Origin of the sequence: Ponticaulis sp., from assembly GCF_029210165.1 — a bacterium.
Taxonomy (GTDB): Bacteria; Pseudomonadota; Alphaproteobacteria; order Caulobacterales; family Hyphomonadaceae; genus Ponticaulis.
On sequence record NZ_JARGNT010000001.1, the window covers coordinates 2,339,221 to 2,363,596 of the forward strand.

The 24,376-nt window shown below is 55.8% G+C and carries 21 protein-coding genes; 17 read left to right on the top strand and 4 right to left on the bottom strand.

From position 1 onward, the window contains the following. Positions 1-66: 66 nt before the first annotated feature. The 9 genes from P1U45_RS11375 to P1U45_RS11415 all read left to right on the top strand — a co-directional run bounded on the left by P1U45_RS11375 (position 67) and on the right by P1U45_RS11415 (position 8,798). The gene (locus P1U45_RS11375) at positions 67-1,326 is read left to right on the top strand and encodes a hydrolase (RefSeq protein ID WP_301059176.1); all 1,260 of its coding nucleotides are present in this window, start codon (positions 67-69) and stop codon (positions 1,324-1,326) included. After that, the gene (locus tag P1U45_RS11380) at positions 1,323-2,354 is read left to right on the top strand and encodes an arginine N-succinyltransferase (RefSeq protein ID WP_301059177.1); all 1,032 of its coding nucleotides are present in this window, start codon (positions 1,323-1,325) and stop codon (positions 2,352-2,354) included. The genes P1U45_RS11375 and P1U45_RS11380 overlap by 4 nt, the downstream gene beginning before the upstream one ends. A 2-nt stretch (positions 2,355-2,356) precedes the next feature. Continuing rightward, the gene (astD, locus tag P1U45_RS11385) at positions 2,357-3,805 is read left to right on the top strand and encodes a succinylglutamate-semialdehyde dehydrogenase (RefSeq protein ID WP_301059178.1); all 1,449 of its coding nucleotides are present in this window, start codon (positions 2,357-2,359) and stop codon (positions 3,803-3,805) included. Further along, positions 3,802-5,130: an N-succinylarginine dihydrolase gene (locus P1U45_RS11390; protein ID WP_301059179.1), complete on the top strand. Its 1,329-nt coding sequence runs from the start codon at positions 3,802-3,804 to the stop codon at positions 5,128-5,130. Before astD ends, P1U45_RS11390 begins: the two co-directional genes overlap by 4 nt. A gap of 1 nt (position 5,131) precedes the next feature. Further along, on the top strand, positions 5,132-5,365 hold the full coding sequence (locus tag P1U45_RS11395) for a BolA/IbaG family iron-sulfur metabolism protein (RefSeq protein ID WP_022695123.1): 234 nt from the start codon (positions 5,132-5,134) through the stop codon (positions 5,363-5,365). 9 nt (positions 5,366-5,374) lie between these two features. Then, the gene (locus tag P1U45_RS11400; RefSeq protein ID WP_301059180.1) at positions 5,375-6,229 is read left to right on the top strand and encodes an NAD(P)-dependent oxidoreductase; all 855 of its coding nucleotides are present in this window, start codon (positions 5,375-5,377) and stop codon (positions 6,227-6,229) included. 73 nt (positions 6,230-6,302) lie between these two features. After that, a complete protein-coding gene (grxD, locus tag P1U45_RS11405) occupies positions 6,303-6,629 on the top strand; it encodes a Grx4 family monothiol glutaredoxin (protein ID WP_293609353.1) in 327 nt (108 codons plus the stop codon). A 60-nt stretch (positions 6,630-6,689) separates the two neighbouring features. Then, positions 6,690-8,036 carry a 30S ribosomal protein S12 methylthiotransferase RimO gene (gene rimO / locus P1U45_RS11410; protein ID WP_293609354.1) on the top strand — a complete coding sequence of 449 codons (1,347 nt, stop codon included), beginning with the start codon at positions 6,690-6,692 and terminating at the stop codon, positions 8,034-8,036. 72 nt (positions 8,037-8,108) lie between these two features. Then, a complete protein-coding gene (locus P1U45_RS11415; RefSeq protein ID WP_301059181.1) occupies positions 8,109-8,798 on the top strand; it encodes a DUF6498-containing protein in 690 nt (229 codons plus the stop codon). Here P1U45_RS11415 and purN read toward each other — a convergent pair. Together purN and purM are read right to left on the bottom strand one after the other, a co-directional pair. Beyond that, positions 8,795-9,415: a phosphoribosylglycinamide formyltransferase gene (gene purN, locus P1U45_RS11420; protein ID WP_301059182.1), complete on the bottom strand. Its 621-nt coding sequence runs from the start codon at positions 9,413-9,415 to the stop codon at positions 8,795-8,797. The genes P1U45_RS11415 and purN overlap by 4 nt on opposite strands. Continuing rightward, on the bottom strand, positions 9,408-10,430 hold the full coding sequence (gene purM / locus P1U45_RS11425) for a phosphoribosylformylglycinamidine cyclo-ligase (RefSeq protein WP_301059183.1): 1,023 nt from the start codon (positions 10,428-10,430) through the stop codon (positions 9,408-9,410). Before purM ends, purN begins: the two co-directional genes overlap by 8 nt. Before the next feature lie 83 nt (positions 10,431-10,513). Between purM and P1U45_RS11430 the strand changes: the two genes are divergently transcribed. From P1U45_RS11430 to P1U45_RS11445, 4 genes are read left to right on the top strand one after another with little or no spacing between them, the layout of a single operon-like run. After that, entirely contained in the window at positions 10,514-11,533 is a 1,020-nt protein-coding gene (locus P1U45_RS11430) for a hypothetical protein (RefSeq protein WP_301059184.1), read from the top strand. 12 nt (positions 11,534-11,545) lie between these two features. Beyond that, positions 11,546-12,238, top strand: coding sequence for a hypothetical protein (locus tag P1U45_RS11435; protein ID WP_301059185.1), 693 nt, complete (start codon positions 11,546-11,548; stop codon positions 12,236-12,238). Positions 12,239-12,258: 20 nt separating this feature from the next. Further along, entirely contained in the window at positions 12,259-14,454 is a 2,196-nt protein-coding gene (locus tag P1U45_RS11440) for an RNA degradosome polyphosphate kinase (RefSeq protein WP_301059186.1), read from the top strand. After that, positions 14,454-15,977, top strand: coding sequence for a Ppx/GppA family phosphatase (locus P1U45_RS11445; RefSeq protein ID WP_301059187.1), 1,524 nt, complete (start codon positions 14,454-14,456; stop codon positions 15,975-15,977). Before P1U45_RS11440 ends, P1U45_RS11445 begins: the two co-directional genes overlap by 1 nt. Before the next feature lie 3 nt (positions 15,978-15,980). Here the strand turns inward: P1U45_RS11445 and rnd are convergent, their stop codons facing one another. Beyond that, positions 15,981-17,162 carry a ribonuclease D gene (rnd, locus tag P1U45_RS11450; protein WP_293609361.1) on the bottom strand — a complete coding sequence of 394 codons (1,182 nt, stop codon included), beginning with the start codon at positions 17,160-17,162 and terminating at the stop codon, positions 15,981-15,983. Between the two features lie 90 nt (positions 17,163-17,252). On the opposite strand from rnd, the gene aspS reads away from it, so the two are divergent. The 4 genes from aspS to P1U45_RS11470 all read left to right on the top strand — a co-directional run bounded on the left by aspS (position 17,253) and on the right by P1U45_RS11470 (position 23,477). After that, a complete protein-coding gene (gene aspS, locus P1U45_RS11455) occupies positions 17,253-19,082 on the top strand; it encodes an aspartate--tRNA ligase (RefSeq protein WP_301059188.1) in 1,830 nt (609 codons plus the stop codon). 101 nt (positions 19,083-19,183) lie between these two features. Next, positions 19,184-20,401 carry an MFS transporter gene (locus tag P1U45_RS11460; RefSeq protein ID WP_301059189.1) on the top strand — a complete coding sequence of 406 codons (1,218 nt, stop codon included), beginning with the start codon at positions 19,184-19,186 and terminating at the stop codon, positions 20,399-20,401. A gap of 57 nt (positions 20,402-20,458) precedes the next feature. Continuing rightward, a complete protein-coding gene (locus P1U45_RS11465; RefSeq protein WP_301059190.1) occupies positions 20,459-21,640 on the top strand; it encodes an FAD-dependent monooxygenase in 1,182 nt (393 codons plus the stop codon). 115 nt (positions 21,641-21,755) lie between these two features. Then, complete coding sequence (locus P1U45_RS11470; RefSeq protein ID WP_301059191.1) at positions 21,756-23,477, top strand: AMP-binding protein; 1,722 nt, start codon at positions 21,756-21,758, stop codon at positions 23,475-23,477. A 3-nt stretch (positions 23,478-23,480) separates the two neighbouring features. Here P1U45_RS11470 and P1U45_RS11475 read toward each other — a convergent pair whose 3' ends face one another. Further along, positions 23,481-24,371 (bottom strand): ROK family protein, encoded by an 891-nt coding sequence (locus P1U45_RS11475; RefSeq protein ID WP_301059192.1) that lies wholly within the window; start codon positions 24,369-24,371, stop codon positions 23,481-23,483. Positions 24,372-24,376 lie beyond the last annotated feature (5 nt).

The following is a 24,376-nucleotide window of genomic DNA, read 5'->3' on the forward strand; positions in this document are numbered from 1 at the left end:
CCTGTCGCCGCCAATGGCCCTGGATGCTTAGCTAATTCGCCGCGCTGTAGAATTGGAAAGGTATCCATGCTCGATCAGCTCAACGAGACTGATAAACTGGTGCTGGCTAAAATTGCTGGCAAAGGTGATGAGATGTGCGCGCTGACTGTGGATTGGTCGCGTGTAAATTCCGGTAGCTGGAATGCCGAAGGGCTCCGCCGGATGGTACCTCTGATTTCTCAACGTCTTTCTATCTTACCTGGTGAAACCGAGTTGATTGATCGCGGAGATATTCCGCAGATCTCAGCACAAGGTAAGGAAAGGGGGCATCCAACGGGCCCGGTTATTCGTCATACTTGCCGGCAGGACGCGCCAGTACAGATCGTCTTTACGGGGCACTATGATACAGTTTTCCCGCCATCAGCAGGTTTTGATGATGTAAAAGACATCGGAGAGGGCAAGCTAAATGGGCCGGGCCTGGCTGACATGAAGGGCGGCCTGATTGTAATGACCGAAGCGCTTCGCGCTTTTGAAGAAACTGAATGCGCGGAACAGATCGGCTATCGGATCGTCATCTCCCCGGACGAGGAGATCGGCAATCCCGTAAGCGCTGAGGTGATTCACGAAACCGCGCTCGGTGCACATGTCGGGATGACGTATGAGCCAGCGCTGGAGAGCGGAGACTTTGCCGGTGAGCGCAAAGGTAGCGGCAATTTCAGTCTCGTAATTAAAGGCATCTCGGCTCATGCGGGCCGCGCGCATGCAGATGGTAGAAGCGCGGTGCTGGCAGCTGCGAAATTTGTGGTCGCTTTGGAAAGCCTGAACGGTGTCCGCGACGGTGTGACCTTCAATACAGGAAAAATTGAGGGCGGCGGTCCGAATAATCAGGTGCCAGACCTTTCGGTCGTGCGCTTCAATGTGCGCGTTCCGGATCAGCCAGCAACAGATTGGGCTCAGGAAAACATCGACAAGCTAGTCAGTGATCTGAACGAATTGGATGGCATTTCTGCCCACATACATGGCGGATTTTACAGACCGCCTAAACCGTTCAACGCGGCGCAGCAGGCCTTGTTCAGTGGCGTACAGGAAACCGGACGTGCGCTCGGGCTTGAATTGGGCTGGGTGTCGACTGGTGGCGTCTGCGAGGGCAATAATGTGTTTGCCGCAGGCGTGCCGAACATTGATACGCTTGGCGTTCGCGGTGGACGCATCCACTCCACCGAAGAATTTGTAGTGATTGACAGTTTCGAAGAGCGCGCATCGCTTTCGGCGCTTATACTTTGCCGTCTGGCAGAAGGGCGTATGGACGCCCACCAGATCAAGAAACTCATGGAAGGGGACACATGAGCATGCTGATCATGCGGCCGTCACGGCTGGACGATTTCGACGATATGATGGAGTTGGCCGAGCTATCGGGGCCGGGCTTTACCAGTCTGCCTGTCGACGAAGGCCTGATCCGCAAGCGCCTTGAGGCCTCTGAAAAGGCATTCTCGGGGAACCCCGATGCGCCCCAGCAGGGCAAGTTCCTTCTGGTCATGGAAGATAACGAGACGGACGAAGTTGTAGGCTGCTGCGCCGTGAAGGCTGGCATCGGCATGAATCGTCCTTTCTTCAATTACCGTATCATCACGATTCTGCAGTCTTCAAACGTTGTCGACCGCCGGTTCAGCATGGATGCGCTCGTGCTTACGAACGAGTTCATGGGGTATACTGAAGTGGGTACGCTCTTCCTGAAGAAAGAATTCAGGGGCGGGCCGCATCGGGCAGGGCGTCTGGCTGCACAATCGCGCTATTTGCTCATGGCCGCAGCGCCGGACGAATTCGGTGAAATGGTGCTGGCAGAGCTGCGCGGCGTTGTGAATCCGAATGGTATTTCACCATTCTGGGAGGGTGTTGGTCGCTGCTTTTTCGATATGGATTTTCAGGAAGCAGACTATCAATCGGGCGTCACTGACGGCCAGTTCATTATGGATCTGATGCCGAAATATCCGATCTATGTGGACCTTCTGCCGCCCGAAGCACGCGAAGTGATCGGTCGCTGCCATGTTGAGGGTATTGGCGCGATGAAGCTTCTCGAATGGGAAGGTTTTCGCTTCGAGCGGGTTGTCGATATTTTTGATGGTGGTCCGCAAGTGTCTACGCAGCGGAAGAATATCCGTACCATTCGTGAGTCGCGTGTTGTCACATTTGAACTGGGCATGCCGGGAGATCGCTCGAAGGATGCTCTCGTCTCGACAGACTCACTTGAGAACTTCCGCACAGCATGGGCGAAAATTGATACTCGCTCCGACAGCGTTGCTGTGATGGACCAAGCCGTATTCGATGCACTGAAGATCAAGCCGGGGCATCAAGGGCGTATCTGGACAAAGGAATAGGCATGTCTCTCTTTATCGCAGGGCAATGGATTTCCGGCACCGGGCCGGAGCTTCAATCGACTGATCCGGCAACAGGCGAAATTGTATGGGCAGGCAAAAGCGCATCGCCCGCAGATGTCTCTGAAGCGTATAAAGCGGCACGTGGCGCCTTCCTCGGTTGGGCGCGTACGCCGCTCGCCGAGCGTGTGGAGATCTTACGCAAATATGCGTCCTTGCTGGATGAGATGGCGGACGAACTGCCGACCACGATCTCACGGGAAGTCGGCAAAGTGCTTTGGGAAACCCGCACAGAGCTTGGTGCGATGAAGGGCAAGGTCGAGCTCTCGATCAAATCCTATGAAGATCGTACAGGAAACGCAGTGTCGGACACGGTATTTGGCCGCTCCGAACTCGTGCACCGTCCACACGGTGTTATGGCTGTTATGGGGCCATTTAACTTCCCGGGACACCTGCCGAACGGTCATATCGTGCCTGCGCTTCTTGCTGGCAACACGGTTGTTTTCAAACCCTCCGAGTTTGCACCTGCGACGGGCGAGCTGCTTGTTAAAGCCATGGAAAAGGCCGGGCTGCCCCCTGGCGTTCTGAACCTTGTCCAAGGCGCGCGCGATACGGGCGCGGCGCTTCTGGATGGCGATCTTGACGGCGTTTTGTTCACTGGCTCGGCAGCAACAGGCACCTTCATCCATAAGAAATTTGGTGGTCGCCCTGAAATCATGCTTGCGCTCGAAATGGGCGGCAACAATCCGCTCATCGCGTGGGAGTTTGCTGACGTGGAAGCTGCGGCTGATATCGCCGCGCAATCTGCGTATCTGACAAGTGGCCAGCGCTGTTCGTGTGCGCGTCGTCTCATCGTGCCTGAGGGCGCGGAAGGCGAGGCGCTGGTTCAGGCGGTGCTGGCGCGCGCTGAAAGCGTAAAAATCGGTAAGTGGGATGAGGAAGGCGTCTTCATGGGCTCGCTCGTGAATGATCAGGCTGCAGATGGTGCACTCGCCTTTCAACAAAAGCTTGAAGAGGCGGGTGGTAAGTCTCTGAAAAAGCTTGAGAAGCTGCCGATTAGTGATGCCTTCGTTTCGACGGGCATTATAGACATGACGGATGCTGTAAATCCGCCTGACGAAGAGCTGTTCGGGCCGTTTCTGCAGGTTTATCGCGCTAAGTCTTTCGACGACGCTCTGCGCATCGCTAACAATACGCAGTATGGCCTCGCGGGTGGTTTGATCAGTGATAACACCGCGCTCTGGAATGAAGTGCACATCAGCATGCGTGCCGGTATTCTGAACTTTAACCGACCGACCGCAGGCGCGTCGTCCGCTCTGCCATTTGGCGGACCGGGAATTTCGGGCAATCACAGGCCAAGCGCCTGGTATGCGGCAGATTACTGTGCATGGCCGCAGGCGAGCCAGATTGCAGATGCACCGGAACGTATGGGTGCGCAGGGGTTCCCGAAATGAGTGAGGCTTACGAAGTCAATTTTGATGGCCTGATCGGACCGACGCACAATTATGGCGGTCTGTCTGATGGTAACCTCGCGAGTTCTAACAATGCCGGTGAGGTTTCCCGTCCGCAGGAAGCCGCGCTGCAAGGGCTTGAGAAGATGCGGACGCTTCACAAAGCGGGGCTGAAGCAAGGGTTCCTGCCGCCGCTTATGCGTCCCAACATGACGTTCCTGAAGCGTGCCGGTTTCACCGGTAGTCAGGAAGATATGGTCAACGCGGCCGCCAGTGAGGCGCCATCGCTTCTGAAAACGGCCTATTCGGCAAGCTCTATGTGGGCAGCGAATGCCGCGACAGTTTCGCCATCAGCGGACACGCAGGACGGTAAGCTGCATCTGACGCCAGCAAATCTCTCAACCATGTTACACCGTAGCCTGGAACACCCTGATACGTTCCGGAACTTGCAAACCATATTCGCGGATATGGGGCAGTTTGCAGTGCATGAAGCACTGCCAGAGCATTCAAATTTTTCAGATGAAGGCGCGGCAAACCATGTGCGCCTCTGTGCAGATCATGGTGCAGAGGGCGTAGAGGTGTTCGTCTACGGTCGTGAAGCCAGTGAAGATACAGCTGGCTTCCCTGCGCGTCAGACAAAGCTTGCGTCCGAGCGCATTGCAGCCATGCACGGGCTGAAGCCGGAGCGCACAGTTTATATTCGCCAGTCGCGTCAGGCGATTGATGCGGGCGCTTTCCATAACGACGTTGTCAGCGTTGGTTCGCTCAACACGCTGTTCTCGCACGAACTGGCGTTTGAAGATAAAGCGGCTGCCTATGATGCTATCGCGAAAGCTGGCGAAGGATTGTTCGACTTGAACGTTGTTGAGGTGCCGGATGCTGAAGTCCCTCTCAAGGACGCGATCAAATCCTATCTGTTCAATTCCCAGCTCGTGAAAATGCCGGGCGAGGATCGCCTTGTGCTGATTGCGCCGACCGAAACAGAAGAGACAGAGAGCACGCGTTTGTTCTGTGAGGCGATGACGAAGAGCAACGGGCCGATCGGTCGCGTCCATTATGTGGATGTGCGTCAGTCCATGCGAAATGGTGGTGGCCCAGCTTGTCTGCGTCTTCGTGTCGTGCTGACCGAAGAGCAGCTTCGCGGCGTGAATCAGGCGTTTCTGCTGGATGATCAGAAGATTGATGCATTGCAGGACTGGGTGCGCGCGCACTATCGCGAAACTCTGAGCGCAGCAGATTTTGCGGATCCGGCCCTTGCGCTGGAAATCAGCAATGGGCATCTGGCTCTGCAGAAACTTATCAATGACTTCGGCGCACAGGTGAACTGACATGGCAATGGATCGCAACACACTGGAAACAATGCTTCGCGAGGCTTTTCCGGACGCTGAAATCGAACTGACAGACCTCGCAGGTGATGATGATCACTGGAGCGCGAAGATCGTGTCCGAGAGCTTTCGCGGTAAGCCGCGCGTAGCGCAGCACCAGATGGTCTATGCCGCGCTGGACGGCAAAATGGGCGGCGTTCTGCACGCGCTGCAGCTCAAAACGTCTGCGCCAGCGTAAGGCGGTTCTGTGAAAACAGCGATCATCGGGGCATCTGGCGCGCTTGGTCGCGCTATTTTCGATTTGCTCCGCACGGACGCTGACGGGCACGACTTGGTCCTGACCTCCCGCGATCTGTCCAAACTGAACTGGGCGGATGGTATGACCGGTGTTGAGATAAGAACGCTTGATCTTGATGCGCCTGAAAATGCAGCGAGCGTGCTGGCTGATTGCGAGCAGATCGTTTTCTGTCCGATCCTTTCCAGCAGTGGACCGAATGCGCGCCAGCTCAGGGCGCACGGAAGCTCTGCGCATCTTATCCTGTTTTCTTCGAACAATGTCGGGATCGATTTTGAATCTCCCGTCTATGCAGCGTTGCGCGCTGAAGAAGAGGCTGTGTCCTCCCTGCCAGGCGGTAAGCTCGCCATCATCCGCCCGTGCATGATCTATGGAAACCGGAATGACGGTAATATCGGTCGCCTGATCGGCTTTGCTGAGCGGTTTCGGGGGCTGCCGTTGATCGGGGCGGGTACGGCGCGTCAGCAGCCAGTGCACTATGATGATCTTGCGGCGTTGACGGTCCATATCCTTAAAAACCAGTCCGAGCCAATACTGAAAGTCGGGGCGGGAGGGCCTGACGTCCATCAGATGAAAGACATATACCGGATGATCGCTGATGAGGTGTCCGGGCTTGTTTTTACTGTGCGCGTGCCGGGCTTTATTCTGCGGCTTTGCCGTACGATTATGGGGCAAGGCGCGGACCTGTCCGATGCACAGATCAGGCGCGCAGATGCAGATCGCTTGCAGACCTGGCCAGCCCCGGAAGGCTGGCAGGCGAAGATATCCATGCGGGATGGCATCAGGCAAATTGCTGAAATGCGCTAACATTTGCGGCAACAGGCCTTGATATTTCATTTCAAAAGCCTCACTTCCGCGATAGGTTTTAAGGAGAACTTTCATGAGTGTTCAGGACACAATCCGCTCTCAGGTCGATAAGAACGACGTCATGCTGTATATGAAGGGCACACCAACCTTCCCGCAGTGCGGATTTTCTTCCGTTGTGTCCCAGATTCTGAACTATCTTCAGGTGGACTATGAGTCCGTGAACGTTCTGGAAGACATGGAAATCCGTGAAGGCATCAAACAGTTCTCTAACTGGCCGACAATTCCTCAGCTCTACGTAAAAGGTGAGTTTGTTGGCGGATGCGATATTATAAAAGAAATGTTCGAAGAGGGTGAGTTGAAGACTTACCTGATCGAAAAGGGCGTACTTGCTGAAGCCTGATGGTTTTCAAACCGGCCATTTTCAGTTAAAGCCGCGCGCTCCCCGGAATCTGAGGCCGTCATGACCGTCAATGCACCTGTAGAAACAAACTCGCAGCCGAAAGTAGGCATCGTCTCTCTCGGCTGCCCGAAAGCGCTTGTGGATTCCGAGCGCATCGTGACCCGTTTGCGCGCTGAAGGCTATGCGATCGCGCCGGACTATAAGGGCGCGGACCTTGTTCTCGTAAACACTTGCGGCTTCCTCGACTCTGCGCGGGATGAAAGCCTTGATGCAATTGGCGAAGCAATTGCCGAAAACGGCAAAGTCGTCGTGACAGGCTGTCTGGGGGCTGAGCCGGATGTTATCCGTGAACGCCACCCGAAGGTTCTGGCGATCACAGGCCCGCACCAGTACGAGCAGGTGATGAATGCGGTGCATGAAAACGTTGCGCCGCCACCGAACAAATATCTCGACCTTGTTCCGGAAGCTGGCCTGCGCCTAACGCCGCGCCATTATGCCTATCTGAAAATCTCAGAAGGCTGCCACAACAAGTGCAGCTTCTGCATCATTCCGAAACTGCGGGGTGACCTTGTATCTCGTCCGATCGACCACGTTCTGCGTGAAGCAGAGCAGTTGGTGAATGCCGGTGTTCAGGAGCTGATGGTCATCAGTCAGGACACCTCGGCTTACGGCCTTGATGTGAAGTACGAACCTCGCATGTGGAAGGACGAGGAATACCAGACGCGTTTCTTCGATCTCTGCAAAGGTCTCGGCAATCTCGATGCCTGGGTGCGTCTGCACTATGTGTATCCGTATCCGCACGTCGACAAGGTCATGCCGCTTATGGCGGAAGGTCATGTCCTGCCTTACCTCGATATTCCGTTCCAGCACGCTCACAACGACGTTCTGAAGCGTATGCGTCGCCCGGGACAGGGCGGAGACAAGGCGCTGGAACGAATTCTCCAGTGGCGCAAGGATGTTCCGGACCTCACAATCCGTTCGACCTTCATTGTCGGCTTCCCGGGGGAAACAGAGGAACAGTTCGAGTTTCTGCTCGATTGGATGCGCGAAGCGAAAATCGACCGCGCTGGCTGCTTCAAGTACGAAAATGTTGAGCACGCGGAAAGCCGCGCGCTCGATGATCACGTACCTGAGGAAGTCAAGGAAGAGCGTTGGCATCGCTTCATGGAAGTTCAGGCAGAAATTTCTGCAGAACGCTCCAAAGCGCAGATTGGCAAAATCGTTGATGTCATCGTTGATAGCGTCGATGAAGACCGTGATGTCGCCATTGGCCGAACCAAAGCTGATGCGCCTGAAATTGACGGCACTGTAGAGCTCGCCGAAGGCGGAGAGCTTGAGCCGGGCATGATCGTTGAAGCGCGCGTCGTTGGCGCAGATCATTACGACCTCTGGGCGGAGCCAGCCTAAGCGTCTTTTGACCTGAACGGGTGAATTGCAAACTGTTTCCCTTGCCGTAAATTCACGGCGGGGGACGTTTCCATGATTCACTACTTGCGCCCGAGTTTCTGGCAGGCCGCCATCAAAGATCCGCTGACATGGCTCGCCATCGCTGTGGACTTTGTGCCTGTTATTCTGGTCTTTTTCTTTGGTTGGGGCGCAGCGCCTTTGGTTCTGCTCTACTGGGCAGAAAATGTGATTATTGGCGTGGTCACATTTTTCCGGATTATTGCGTCGTCGATTGTGGGCCTCGGTAAATTTGGCTCAATCTTCGGCTTCTTTCTGGCGGCGTTTTTCAGCGTACATTACGGCATGTTCTGTTTCGGGCACGGCGTATTTCTATTTTCATTTATCAATTTGCCTGGCGCCGAGGTCGGGATCGGACCTCCGGGACCAGACGCGTTCTTGGAGATGCTTGGCGCTATTGTGACGGCCTATCCCGCGGCGGTCTATGCGATGGGGCTTATCTTTGTTTTTCAGCTCATCGCCGCCGTGATGGACTATTGGCCAAGTGGGCAGCAGGACTATGTGTCTCCGCAGGAAGAAATGTTCTCCCCGTACGGCCGTATCGTACTTCTGCATGTGGGCGTGTTTGCGGGTGCCTTCGCGTTGCTCGCGATAGGGGACCCGGCGATTGGCGTACTCGCGCTCATTCTGCTGCGCATGGCGTTCAGCGTGCTCGGGCGCGCGTGGCGTGACAGGGATAGAGGGGCAGAAGGAAGCCGCGCCTAAGCTTCGGCTTCGTTCTCAGCTTCGCGATCAAGGAAATCGTCAATCGCTTTGGCGAGGGCACGCGGGTATAGGATATGCTCGCGCTCGAGTACGCGCTCGGCCAATGTGTCTGGCGTGTCGCCTTCTTCAATAGCAACGCGCTCCTGATCGATCACAGCGCCTTCATCCACACCTTCAGTGACCCAGTGCACGGAACAGCCTGCTTCGGCATCTCCGGCCTCAATGGCGCGCTTGTGCGTGTGCAGGCCTGGATACTTCGGCAGAAGGGATGGGTGGATGTTGATCATGCGGCCTTCCCATTGCTCGGTGAACCAGCTTGTCAGAACGCGCATAAACCCGGCGAGCGCGATGAACTCCACATTGTGAAGCTCGAGTGTCTGCTGAACATCTTTTTCAAAAGACTCGCGGTCGTCGTACGCGCGGTGATCAATCGCCGCGATTGGCAGACCTTGCTCACTGGCCCATTCAAGGCCAGCAGCAGAATAGGAATTGGATAGCACCAGAACCGGTTTTGCCACCACGTCTCCGTCGAGGCAGGCTTCCACCAAAGTTTTCATGTTGGAGCCACGACCGGAGATGAAAATCGCCAGGCGGACCGGTTCTTCACGCTCAAGCATTCTTCAGGTGTCCGTAGAGGAAGGCTTCTTCGCCGTTGAAGCGGAGGGCTGCCAGAACTTCTTCGACCTTTTCAGGCGCGACCGCGAGGATGATGCCGATGCCCATATTGAACGTGCGCCACATTTCAGCGTCCTCGACATTGCCGACTGATTGCATCCATTCGAACACAGCTGGCGGCGTGTAGTCATCGCCGTCGCGTACCGGCACGAGTGTATCCGGCAGCATGCGCGGCAGGTTCTCGGTCACGCCGCCGCCTGTGATGTGGGCGAGGCCTTTGATGTGTCCGGATTTGATAAGTGGAAGAACAGACTTCACGTAAAGCTTTGTAGGTGTCAGCAGAGCTTCGCCAAGCGATTTGCCTTCCGCAAATGGCGCGTCTGCCGAGAGTTCGAGGCCAGAGCGCTCGACGATCTTGCGGATGAGGGAATAACCGTTGGAGTGAGGACCAGAGGAAGAGATTGCGATCAATGCATCGCCTTCGGCCATTTCATCCATTTTCGGCAGAATATTAGCGCGCTCGACAGCGCCAACGACGAATCCTGCGAGGTCATAATGGCCCGGCGCATACATGCTTGGCATTTCGGCGGTCTCACCACCGATAAGGGCGCATCCGCTCTGGCGGCAACCTTCCGCAATACCAGCAACCACCTCAGCAGCGGTATCGGTCTCCAGTTTGCCCGTCGCAAAATAGTCGAGGAAGAAGAGCGGTTCTGCGCCTTGCGCCAGAACGTCATTCACACACATGGCAACGAGGTCGATACCAATCGTCGTATGGAAGTTAGCTTCCTGAGCCAGCAGCAGCTTTGTGCCGACGCCATCTGTACCTGAAACCAGTACGGGATCATCATACCCGCAAGCCTTCAGATCGAAGAGGCCACCAAAGCCACCGAGGTCGGATGCGACGCCCGGACGGAAAGTCGATTTTGCCAGCGGTTTGATCTTGTCGACCAGCTCATTGCCTGCATCGATGTCAACGCCTGCCTGGCGGTAGGTCATAGGAGAGGAATCTGTCATGAAGGCCCCGTTAGCATGGCTTCCCTGTTCTCGCCATATTCTCTGTCTTTAAACTTGAATAAATGACTGCTAGGACGAGTCGTATGAAAAAGATTTCCGTATTGCTGAGCGCAGTCATCGCGCTTTTCATGGGCGCGACGTCAGCTCACGCTGATCTGCGTGATGTTTACACGATTTCCAACATTCCAGTGGATCACACAGCGAATACGACGCGAGAAGCCGAAGCGCAGGCGGTGGCCGAAGCCAAGATCATTGGTTTGTACCGTCTGATCGAGCGTCTGACGCTGGAAGAAGATCGTGCGCTGCTTGGCGAGGATTTCTACAGCTATTCAAATGCCAACGAACTCGCTGCGGCGGTAGACGTTGATAATGAACGCCGTTCGACAACTGTTTATCGTGCAGAGCTGTCCGTTGTTTACAACCCGATCCGTCTGCGTGCGCAGCTGTCTCAGCGCGGTGTGCCATTCATCGATCAGCAGGCGTCGCGCGTTTTGCTGGTCCCTGTCTCGGCAAGTGCTGCGCCCGTTGCCGAATGGGCAGCAGTTTGGCCACGTTCTGACGAAGGCGCTCTGAGCCCTTACACGACGTCTCAGCGTCCTCGCTCTTCAGTCGCAGATTGGTCTGCCGTTGCGCCGGAAGTGCGCTCTGTGGGCGCTACAGGCGCTATTTTCGCCGGTCTGGTCGGTACAGAGGGCGATTATGCCGTAAACCTCACGCGAATGACAGCCGCAGGACAAACCGTCATTGGCCGTACCCGCTCGGTTGCAACTCTTGAAGAGGCTGTTGCTGCGGCATCGGCTTATATGGATGCGGCTTGGAAGAGCCAGTCCATTGTTCGAAGCGATGAAGCGCGAACAGACAGCACTGCCGTTGCGCGTTTTTCCGATCAGCGCAGCTGGAATGCGATGCGCTCTGCCATGTCGAATTCACCGCTGATTTCCGGTTTCCGTGTAGACGCAATCGCGCGTGACGGAGCGCTTGTCTCTTTCACCTACGCGGGAAGCGAGGAGCGCCTGCGTACCGAATTCGGTCAGCGCGGTATTAATCTGTCATCTTCACCGGATGGCTGGGTGATAGAATATGGCGGCAGCCGCCAGTTTTAGGGCTGATTGAGTATGCCGGGTGAGCAATTCAAACTCGCTTTCCCATCGCCGATTTTGCCGTTGGATGCGCTGTTCTCCGATGATCAGGGGCAACAGTCGCTCAACGTGCTTCGGCGTTGGCAGGAATGGCCTAAATCCACTCTGTGTGTGACGGGGCCGGAGAATTCCGGTGTCACCAGTATTCTTAAGAGTTGGGCAAAAGAAGTTGGTGGCCGATATCTGGTTCCAGCGGATTGGGAAAATCTGGACCCCAAGGCGCTGTCCGACCTGCTAAGCCAGCCATTATGTCTGGATGATTGCCATCATGTCGAAGCTTCCGCGAGCCTTCTGACGATCCTCAATCTCGCCGAAGAGAGCGGTGTCAAAATTCTCGTTGGCGGGCACGGCCAGCCATCTGTCTGGCATGTCACGCCGCCGGACCTTGTTTCACGACTTGCGGCCATGACGACGATCATGCTGCCTGCCATGGACGATGAAGCCTTTATCCGTCGTTTAAGGGCTGCCTGTCTCAGAAGGTTCATACGAATCCCCGAAGAAACACTGTCTTTCCTCGAGCCGCGGCTTGATCGCAGCTTTCAGGCCATTGAAGCATTTGCTGACCGTCTGGACAGAGCAATGACGGAAACGAAACGTCCGGCGACTATTCCGCTTGCCCGCGACGTTCTCAACGAATTAATCGAAGAGTGGGAAACAGACGAGGTCTGACCCATTGTCTTGAGGCTGATATGAGCATTTCAAAATCCGGTTCGGAGCATAAAGCGGGTTCTGCCGAACCGCGGGCGATAACATTGTCGTCGCCATCACGTTTCATCGACCGTGAACTGTCCTGGCTTGGCTTTAATCAGCGGGTTCTCGAAGAAGCGGCCAATGACAAGCATCCGCTTCTCGAACAGCTCCGTTTCCTGTCGATCTCGGCAAATAACCTCGACGAATTCTACATGGTTCGCGTGGCTGGTCTGCGTGAACAGGTCCGTGCGGGTGTCTCGCGTCCGGGACTGGACGGGCGTACGCCGGCGCAGCAGCTCCAGTCGGTGAATGAACTTGCACTGCGGCTAATGGCCGATCAGCAGACGCGCTGGAACGAGCTGCGTAAACGACTTCAGCAAGAGGACATTCATGTGCTCGAAGTCGAGGATGTGACGAAGACGGACAAGGCGTGGCTGAAAAGCTATTTCATGGACCATATCTTCCCGATCATTACGCCGCTGGCGGTTGATCCGGCGCACCCGTTTCCATTCATCCCAAACCTTGGCTTCGCGATTGCGCTGGACCTTAAGAACAACACAACCGGTGAGATGATGAAGGCGCTTATGCCGCTCCCATCTCAGGTTGATCGATTCATCCGACTGCCAGCGACGCCGAAGACGAAGAAGTCCATTCGCTTCCTGTCGCTGGAAAGCATGCTGGAGCTCTTCCTCGATATCATCTTCCCGGGCTTTAGCTGCCTTAATCGCTGTGAGTTTCGCGTCGTGCGCGACAGCGATATCGAGATTGAAGAGGAAGCCGAAGACCTCATTCGCGAATTTGAAATTCTGCTGAAGCAACGTCGTCGCGGCCGCGTTGTTCGCCTGAAGCTCGAACGCGGTGCTGATGAAAGCCTCAAGAAATTTATCGTGTCTGGCGTCGGAGCGGAAGATCAGGACATTATCGAAGTCGATGGCATTCTGGGCATGGCTCAGCTTTCCGAGCTGATCACCGATGATCGCCCGGAGCTGTCATATGATTCGTACGAGCCACGTTTCCCGGAACGTGTGCGCGAAAATGGCGGCGACTGTTTTGCCGCAATCCGCCAGAAGGACATGATCGTCCATCATCCGTATGAGAGCTTCGATGTCGTTCTGCAGTTCATAAAGCAGGCTGCGCGTGATCCGGACGTGATTGCCATCAAGCAAACGCTCTATCGTACCAGTAAGAACTCGCCGGTTATTGCGGCGCTCGTGGAAGCTGCAGAGGCTGGAAAGAACGTCACCGCGCTGGTTGAGATCAAGGCGCGCTTTGATGAGGAGGCAAACCTTCGCTGGGCGCGCGATCTGGAGCGTGCGGGTGTTCAGGTCGTCTACGGCTTCATCGAGTATAAAACCCACGCCAAAATCAGTCTGGTCGTACGACGTGAAGGCGGAGAGCTTCGAACTTATACCCACTTCGGAACTGGCAATTATCACCCGATTACGGCCAAGATTTATACTGACTTGTCGTTGTTCACGGATGATCAGGCGCTGGGCCGTGATGCAGGTCGCATCTTCAACTATGTGACGAGCTATGCTGAGCCTCCAATGCTGGAGAAGGTGTCCATGTCGCCGCTCAGCATGAAGAATGACATTCTGAAGCTGATCAAAGCCGAGATCGCAAACGCTAAAGCCGGAAAACCTTCCGGCATCTGGGTGAAGCTGAACTCGCTGGTCCATGCTGAGGTGATCGATGCGCTGTATCGCGCAAGTCAGGCGGGCGTGCCGATTGAGCTGGTCATTCGTGGCATTTGTTCACTCCGTCCGGGTGTGCCGGGCCTTTCGGAGAATATCCGGGTGAAAAGCGTTGTCGGACGTTTCCTCGAACACTCACGTATTGCCTGCTTCGCGAACGGTCATGAGCTTCCATCACGTGAAGCTAAGGTCTTCATTTCGTCTGCTGACTGGATGAACCGTAATCTGGACCGACGCGTGGAAGCCTTCGTTCCGCTGGAGAATGAAACTGTGAAGCGTCAGGTGCTCAACCAGATTATGGTCGCTAACCTGAACGATGATGCCCAGAGCTGGATTTTACAATCTGATGGCACGTATGAGCGGGTTCTGCCTGAAGGCGAACCATTCAGCGTACATGATTACCTGATGGAGTATCCGAGCTTGTCAGGTCGCGGCGAAGCGCTCGATATGGAAATGCCGCCTAAGCTGGCACCGAAAGCAACGAAGAAGGCCAAGGCTTAATGGCGACAGGAATTGCCAGACCACCCGTCTTGTGGAGATTTTCCAGGAAGCAGGCTGTCCGGCAGCAAGCCGTTATCGATATCGGTTCGAACTCCGTTCGCCTGCTCGTGTACCAGATTGACGGGCGCAGTATCGTTCCGCGCCTGAATGAGAAAGTCATGGCCGGTCTCGGGCGTGGGTTGTCCGACTCGGGTCGTCTTTCACCAGAAGGCGTAGAAGCCGCGCTGCAGGCACTATCGCGCTATTCCGCCATTTGTTCTTCGCTGGGTGTAGATGACGTAACCGCTATCGCCACGGCGGCCACACGCGAAGCCGAGGACGGGGACGCGTTCTGCGAAGAGATCGAGCGTGTATCCGGTTTTCCTGTGCGCGTGCTCACAGGCCCCGAAGAGGCTCATTATGCGGCGCTTGGTGTGGTTGCGGGGCAGGGCGCGCCGACAGGCTTGATCGGTGACCTTGGTGGCTCCAGCCTTGAGCTGATTACCACTGATGCGGGCGAACTCACCGAAGGTAAAACATACAAGCTTGGTCCGTTCGCATTGCAGGCTTTCCAGCCTGACGAAAAGACGAGCCTTTCCACCCATGTGAAGAAGGTTCTGAAAGCACAGGGCGGGGTGCCCAAATGCCGGAATTTTTACACGGTGGGCGGGGCCTGGCGTGCGATTGCCAGCATTCACATGGCGCTGAATAACTATCCGCTTCAGGTGCTTCAGTCTTATGTCATTCCGGCATCAGAGATGATTTCGCTTTGCAAGCTGCTGATGGACGCGAAAAAGCGTCCTGATGATGTTATCCGGTCCGTCGCGGGCAAGCGGACGCCGATCATCGAGTTTGCCGCCCTGACTCTGAAAACGGTCCTCGAAATGTCGAAGGCAGACAACGTTGTTGTCTCTGCCAACGGCGTTCGTGAGGGGCTTGTTTTCAGTGGCATGGAGGCGGAAACGCAGCGGCTAGATCCTCTCTTTGCAGGCGTTGCACGTCTTGCACGGCAGGATTCGCGGCAGGCGGGCTTCACAAACGAGCTGCATAATTTCTCGGCTGATATCCTCAGCGCGCTTCCGCCTGTATTTGGCGATACCCACGCACCTGAAGACCGGCTGCATGAGGCAGCCTTTCTACTGGCGGACATTGGCGCAACCATGCACCCGGATCACCGCTCTGATATTGCGCGCCAGATCGTGCTGCGTGGACCCTATTCGGGCGCTGACCACCCGGCGCGTATTTATCTGGGGTTGGTGACCGCGATCCGCTATTGGCGCAAGTTTACGGCGACCGACCTGGAAACGACTGCTCTGACGCCAGAGCAAATCGACAGAGCCAAAACTGTCGCGCTGATCATAAGGCTCGCAGCCGAGTTCTCAGGACGTACTGAGAGAATACTCAAGCGGGCATCCCTAAGCGTTGTTGATGGCAAGCTCGTGCTGACCATACAAAAACGCCACCAGAACCTGATGTCTGATGGCGTTAGAAAGCGTTTGGGGCATCTTGCCTCCCAGCTCAATCTAGAAGCCGATGTCCGGTAGTCTTCAGGCCTTGCTGGCCTGAGACGTGTCGAACAACTCGACCTTTCCCTGATTGAAGGTGATGGCGAGACGTCCATGCAGAAGGTCTTCGGCCTGACGCCCAAACAAGTCATATCGCCATCCGGACATGACAGCCGTAGACTCGCCATCGCCTGATGCAATGCGTTCAAGGTCAGCCGCGTTTGCGACAAGACGCGGCGTCACGTTCTCATCATCGCAAACCTGTTTTAGCAGGACACGTAGAAGGTCTGACGCACCAGCGGGCGACGCAGAGCGATGCTTTGGCTTGTCCACCTGCGGTGCGACTTCATCAACATTGTCCAGAGCGTAGTTGATCGCATCGAGCAGGCCAGCGCCGTGACGGGATTTCGCAAACCCCTTTGGAACCGAGCGAAGACGCTCCAGAGCTTCAGCTGTGCGCGGGCGCTGGTCCGAAATTTCCTGTATTGCGTCATCTTTCAGGATGCGACTGCGCGGACGATTAAGGTCCTGCGCGAGGCGTTCTCGCCAGATCGCAACATTCTTGAGAACAGCCAGATAGTCTTTCTTCGGGCGGCGGATCTTCATCCGGTTCCACGCATTCTCCGGATCGGTGTCGTATAGACTTGGCGCAGCAAGCGCCTGATTGTCTTCCTCGATCCAGCTCCAGCGGTTTTTCGCATCCAGCTTCTCGGCCATCCGGTCGTAGACTGTACGTAAGTGCGTTACGTCGCCGAGCGCGTATTTGAGCTGCTTCTGGCTAAGCGGGCGGCGCGTCCAGTCCGTGAACTGAGACGATTTGTCGATCTGCTGACCGGCCAGACCTGACACCAGATTCTCGTAAGAAATGGAATCACCGAGGCCGAGCGCCATAGCGGCGATCTGCGTGTCAAAGATCGGGGATGGGGGCGTGCCCATCAACCGATAAAAAATTTCCATGTCCTGACGAGCCGCGTGGAAGACTTTTCCAATCGACTCATCGCCCATCAGTTTCAGGAAAGGGGCGAGGTCGAGCCCATCAACCATAGGGTCGATAATGCCCTCTACGCCTTCACCAGCCGCCTGAATCAAACACAGGGTCGGCCAGTATGTGCTCTCACGGTGGAATTCTGTGTCCACAAAAATGACGTCGCTTTGTGAAAGTGCGTCACAGAAGGCGTTGAGTTCGCCTTGTTCTTTGATTACAGCGATATCCGTGTCGCTCATGTGCAGGTTTGCCTTTCACTCGCTTGACAAGGCGGGGTGCCCTGTGTCGTGTGCGCGCCAGAATAATTTTATCAACGGAGTCTTCCTCAAATGCATCTCTACCGGACGCACACCTGTGGCGCGCTACGGCAAACCCATGTGGGTGACACGGTCCGCTTGTCGGGCTGGGTACACCGCAAACGCGACCACGGAGGACTCCTGTTCGTCGACTTACGCGATCATTATGGTCTGACGCAATGTGTCGTAACGCCTTCAAACGAAAATTTTGAACGTCTTGAGCGGATTCGCGTCGAAAGTGTCATCACGATCGAAGGCACAGTCGTTGCGCGCGATGCCGAAACCGTGAACGAAAACCTGCCGACAGGTGAGATCGAAGTTCAGGTTGCAACGCTCGACATTCAGTCGGAAGCTTCCGAACTGCCTCTGCCAGTCTTTGGTGAGCCGGACTATCCGGAAGACATCCGTCTGAAACACCGTTATCTCGACCTGCGTCGTGATAGCCTGCACAAGAACATGGTTCTGCGTAGTCAGGTTATTGCATCCCTGCGTAACCGTATGGTCGAACAGGGGTTCACTGAATACCAGACACCAATCCTCACAGCGTCTTCTCCGGAAGGTGCGCGCGACTTCCTCGTGCCGTCACGTCTGCACCCGGGCCAGTTCTATGCGCTGCCGCAAGCGCCTCAGCAGTTCAAACAGCTGCTTATGGTGTCCGGCTTTGACCGCTACTTCCAGATCGCGCCATGTTTCCGCGACGAGGATGCTCGCGCTGACCGCTCTCCTGGCGAATTCTACCAGCTCGATATTGAGATGAGCTTTGTCACGCAGGAAGATGTCTTCCAGGCGATCGAACCTGTCATGGCTGGCGTTTTCCGCGAGTTCCAGAACTGGGATGGCAAAAAGCGAGATATGGCCGAAGGTCCATTCCCGCGTATTCCATACCGTGAAGCGATGGAAAAATACGGCTCTGACAAGCCTGACCTTCGCAACCCGATCGAGCTGAAAGACGTCACAGACTTCTTCAAAGACGAGAGTAAAACAGGCTTCTCAATCTTTGCGAAGATTACCAACGGCGGCGGCAAGGTAATTGCGATCCCTGCACCAAAAGCGACTGAAACCCAGTCCCGTAAATTCTTCGACGACTTCGATAAGTGGGCGAAGAAAGAGATGCAGGCTCCGGGTCTCGGCTATGCGCGTCTTCGTAAGGACGAGAGCGGCAATGTTGTCAGCCAGGATCCTGTCCTGAAGAACTTCGATCCTGAGCACCTAAAAGCATTCCTTGAGGCAACAGGCCTTGAAGATGGCGATGGTGTCTTCTTCTCCGCGGGCAAAAAGGAAGCAGCTTACAAACTGGCTGGTCCTGCGCGCCTGCGTATTGGTGAAGAGCTCGACCTCGTCGAGAAAGACGTGTTCCGCTTCTGCTGGATCGTCGACTTCCCGATGTATGAGTACGACGAAGACAACAAGAAGATCGATTTCTCGCACAACCCGTTCTCCATGCCGCAAGGTGGTATGGACGCGCTGGAAGCAGCGGATACGGATGAGAAGAAACTCGACCTTCTGGCGTTCCAGTATGATATCGTCTGTAACGGCGTTGAGCTGTCTTCGGGCGCGATCCGGAACCACCGCCCTGACATCATGCTGAAAGCCTTCGAACTGGCGGGTTACGGCCCTGAAGTCGTGGAAGAAGAGTTTGGCGGCATGCTGAACGCCTTCCGCTATGGCGCGCCTCCACACGGCGGTATCGCACCTGGCGTCGACCGTATCGTTATGCTGCTGGCAGAGACTGAGTCCATTCGTGACGTTATTCTCTTCCCGTTCAACCAGCAGGCTCAGGACCTCATGATGGGTGCGCCTTCAGTTGTCGACGACAAACAACTTCGCGAGCTCAACATCCGTCTGGCTCCGCAGAAGAAGTAATGGAATGCCACCCCTTACCTAAGGTGAGGGGTGGCTTCATTCTAAAAACGAATACATATAGCCTCGTACACGCACCATAGAGCGCGGTCGTCGGGGGTTATATGAGCGAAGCAGCACCAGTCAGGCCTTTATCACGCCTTCAGAAATGGGTGATTGCTTTCGGGCTCCTTTCAATGGGAGTCGGCTTTACCATCAGTTTCGTCGTTGCGCCGCCTCTGGCACGCAGTGCTGGCCTGACCGAGCTTCAGGTCGCAGGCATGTTGACGCTGTCGTCTCTGCTGTTTGCGTTCATGACGCCGGTCTGGGGGCGTATCTCCGGACGGATCGGGCGTAAGCGGGTCATGGTGTTCGCGCTATTCATGACAGCGTTCAACAATATGATTTTCCTGTTTACGCTGGATGCGGCGATCCATGGCGTTTTCGTGGGGCTTCAGGCCTTCTTCGCCTTGGCGGCGGTACGAACGGCATTTGGACTGTTGTCGTCCGGTCTCCAGCCAGCTGCCTTCGCTGCAATGACGGACGCGACGACAGCGCGAGACCGCGCAGCCGGTCTTGGCTTTTTGGGCGCTGCGATGAGCGTTGGTTCGATACTTGGGCCTGCGACAGCCGCGATTCTCGCGCGCTTCGGTGCTTTGGCGCCGCTTTGGGGGTCGGTCGCATTCTCGCTGGTTTGTGGTTTGATTTTCATGTTCGTTCTGCCGAAGGAAGAGGCTGACACAGCCGCGCAAAGGCCCAAGCCTTTGTCTCTGATGGACCCGCGTGTGCGCCCTTTCATTATCTTCCTCGTCTCGTACTTCATGGCCGTCGCGTGCGTGCAGCAGACGATTGCCTGGTTTGTCGCCGACCGTTTCGGGTATCAGGGGGCAGAGGCTGTCGAGTTTGGCGGTCTGGTGTTTGCCGTCATGGCGGTTTGCATGGTGCTGGTGCAGACTTTCTACGTAGATCGTTTCAAGCCGGACCCGCGCTTCATGTTGCCGGTAGGGCTGGCTCTGGTGGCAACCGGATACGCGACCGCGATCATCCATACGCCGTTTATTTTCCTTTGCATGTCGTTTGCAGTGATGGGGAGCGGCGCAGCGTTAATCGTGCCGTCGCTGAATGCGCTGGGTACACTGGCAGTTGAGCCAAAGGATCAAGGGGCGGCTGGTGCACTTATGGCTGCCGCACCGCCTGCTGGTTTTGTGGTAGGGCCTCTTATCGGTGCAGGCCTTTATATGATCCACAATGATTTGCCGCTCACAGTCAGTGCCACGGCTATGGTTTGTCTTCTGATCGCAGCGCTTGTGTTCGTGAAACGCCCCAAAACCGTCCGCCAATAGTTCGGGCAGGACAAAAAGCGCACTTGTCATTTACCGGCAGCAGGTCTTTCTGAACCTATGAAAATTCTGATCGCTGGCGGCGGTATTGCCGGACTTACTGCTGCACTCTGTTTTGCTGAAGACGGGCATGATGTGACTGTGCTGGAGCAGGCCGCTGCTTTCAGCGAGGTCGGAGCTGGCCTTCAGATCGGCCCGAACGGGATGCGCGTCATGCAGGCGCTCGGTCTCGAGGCCGAAATGCGCAGAACTGCTTTCGAACCGGAACGCATTGAGATGCGCTTTGGCGAAAGCGGTAAAACGATTTTCACCATCCCTTTGAAGGACAAAGCAATAGACCGCTGGGGCGCCCCCTATCTGCATATTCACCGGGCAGACCTGATCTCCATCCTCGAAAATGCTTGCAACGCTGCGCCGAACATTGAGGTCAGGTTTAACACTCAGCTTCAATCCGTGGAGCAAACGCCCACAGGCGTGACGGTTCATCTGTCCGGTGGTGACGTGGACAATGCCGACCTGCTTGTCGGAGCGGACGGCATTCACTCGGTCGTGCAGGCGCATATTGTTGGCCCATATGTGCCTCGATTTACAGGCTGTATCGCATGGCGCGGGGTTGTGCCTGCCAGCAAGCTGACAGCGCACCCGCCACCGCCTACGGCCTGTGCCTGGGTCGGGCGCGGCAAGCACGCCGTCACCTATTATCTGCGCGGTGGCGAGCTTGTGAACCTTGTTGGCGTGATCGAGCGCGATGACTGGCGCGAAGAGGGCTGGTCGATCGAGGGCAAGAAGGAAGAACTACGCGCCGAGTTTGAAGGCTGGGACCCAGTCATTGGCGATATCATTGAGCAGGGTGAGTCCTTTTTCCGTTGGGCATTGTTCGATCGCCCGTCGCTTCGCCGCTGGGTAGACGAGCGCATGTGCGTGCTCGGAGATGCCGCCCATCCTATGCTGCCATTCGTGGCTCAGGGCGCTGTAATGGCCATGGAAGACGCGTGGATGCTCAAGTCCTGCCTCAAAGGGTCTCGCTCAATCGTAGAAGCACTGAAAACCTATCAGGCGCGTCGTCACGCGCGCGCGACACATGTGCAGGCCCTGTCACGCAAGAATGCGACGACCTTCCATCATCGCAATCCGGTGCAGCGCCTGATGACGTATGGGCCGATGTGGCTGGCCGGAAATATCCTTCCGGAGATCGTTCATCAGCGTATGGACTGGATTTACGGCTACGACGTCACTGCATGATACTTCTGCAGAATATTCATTTGGAACCAGTGGAATGATCTGATAGCCCACTATACCATGACTATAGGTAATAATCCGGGATAACCTGGAAGAGTGTCATGGGGAGACAGGTCAAATGACAACAGCTTCAGCCTTTCCGGCAAAGAGCCTTGCAGAGATCCGCGAAATTCTTTGCGCGCCAGGACAGCGCTTTGAGATGGAGACCGTTGACGTAAACGGCGTGCCGACTCGCGACTGGAAAAACGGCGTACATACACTGCGTGAACTCGCAATGCAGGGCCGAACACACGGTGATCACCTTTTCACAATCTATGAGGACGAACGCGTCTCGTTTGACTCATGGTTCCGCGCAACATCTGCGTTCGCACGCAAGCTGCAGGAACTGGGCATCAAGAAAGGTGACCGCGTTGCGCTCGCCATGCGTAACCTGCCGGAATGGCCGGTCGCATATTTCGCAGCTGTATCCATCGGTGCCATCATTGTTCCTCTGAACGCATGGTGGACGGGTGCGGAGCTCGCCTTCGGTATTGAGAATTCCGGTTCTAAAGTACTGGTCTGTGACAATGAGCGTCTGGATCGACTTTCAGGTGACCTCGACAAGGTGACCACGCTGGAGACAATGATTGTGTCGCGCGCGCCTGAAGCGTCTGACGATTACATTCAGCTTGAAAGCGTGATCGGCGCTCCGTCGACTTGGAATACGCTGCCGGATCAGGACCTTCCTGACGTTGAGGTGAAACCTGAAGACCGCGCGACGATCTTCTACACGTCTGGCACAACCGGTCAGCCAAAAGGCGCTGTCGGCACACATCGTAATGCGACGACCAACGTGTTCTCTACCGGATATGCGACTGCGCGAGGTGCTATGCGCCGTGGTGAAGCTCCGCCAGAGCCAGAAAAGAAGGTTGGTCTGCTGGTCATTCCGCTCTTCCACGTAACGGCTGCGAATGCCCGCATGATGGGCTCCATCTTTGCCGGACACACACTCGTCTTCATGTACAAATGGGATACGGTGAAAGCGTTCGAAATTATCGAGCGTGAGAAGGTTCAGTCTACCGGCGGTGTTCCGACAATCGCATGGCAGCTGATTGAGCATCCGGACCGTGAAAAGTACGATCTGTCATCTCTTGAATCTATTGGCTATGGCGGTGCGCCGTCAGCGCCGGAGCTTGTCCGCAAGATTCGCGAAGTTTTTGGCGCAGAGCCGGGTAATGGCTGGGGTATGACGGAAACGTCTGCGACTGTGACAGTGCACGGCGCCGAAGACTATGAGGCTCGCCCTGAAAGCTGTGGCCCACCTGTCGCGACAGCCGACCTTAAAATTATGAGCCCTGATGGCTCCAAAGAACTTCCAGTTGGTGAAGTCGGTGAGCTTTGGGCGCGCGGACCTATGGTTGTTCAGGAATACTGGCAGCGCCCTGAAGCAACCGAAGAAACATTCGTCGATGGTTGGGTGAAAACCGGCGACCTTGCTCGTCTTGATGAGGAAGGCTTCTGCTTCATCGTGGACCGCGCAAAAGACATCATAATTCGTGGCGGCGAGAACATCTATTCGTCTGAAGTTGAGAATGTTCTTTATGATCATCCGGCCGTTACAGATGCTGCGCTGATCGGTATTCCGCACCGTATCCTTGGTGAAGAACCCGCGGCAGTCGTCCACCTTGCGCCGGGTATGAGCGCGACCGAAGACGAGCTGAAGCAGTGGGTTATGGAACGCCTTGCCAAGTTTAAGACGCCTGTGAAGATCGTGTTCTGCGAAGACACACTGCCGCGTAACGCGAACGGTAAAATCCTCAAAAAGGATCTGAAATCGCTCTTCGAAACGGCTGAAGCCTAGCGCTTACTCGCCTGCGTCACTGGCGCGGGCGAGGGCTAACGCTCCGATGATACCTGACTTGTCACCAAGCTTCGGCTTGGTGATGTAGTTTTGAAGGCCGGTATCCAGAGCAGCATGCTTCATATATCCGGCCAGATAGCGTTCCGCTTTTGCGCGAATGCGTTCGATGAGGCCTTCGGCTTTCATAACGCCGCCGCCGAGCACAATTTTGTGTGGCGCGTGCATAAGCGTAATCGAGTGTACGAGCTGAGCCAGATAATCGGCCTCAATATCGTGCGCAGGATGATCGGCGCTGAGGTCTGATAGAGACTGTCCCCAACGTGCTTTGATGGCCGGACCCGAGGCGAGCCCTTCCAGACAGTCATCATGCGAAGGGCAGAGGCCTTCAAATGTGTCGCCTTCAGCTCTGCGGGGCAGGATGTGCCCCATCTCGAAGTGAGAGAAGCCCGAGAGGAGCTTTCCAGCCTGAACGACGCCTACGCCTATGCCTGTGCCGACCGTGACGTAGGCGAGTGTATCTGAAACCTCGGTCGCGGCGAAAATCTGTTCCGCTAGGGCTGCACCATTCACGTCTGTATCTACAACGACAGGTACGCCGAAGTGCGAGAGACGGTCCTGATATGAAACGCCGCGCCATGCCAGCTTGGGTGTCTCAAGTATTTCGCCATAGCTGGAGGAAGCGGGATCGACGCCAACGGGACCGAAGCTTGCAACACCAATAGCCGTCAGGCCGGAGCCGTGGTCGTTTTGGGCTTGCTCAAAGAAGCTGAGGATTGAGGCGAAGGTCTCAACAGGTGCAGTGGTCGGAATGGTCGCTTGAGCGATGATCGAGAGATCATCGTCTGCGACTGCAACGACGCATTTTGTGCCACCCGCTTCAATCCCGCCTAGCATTGTAA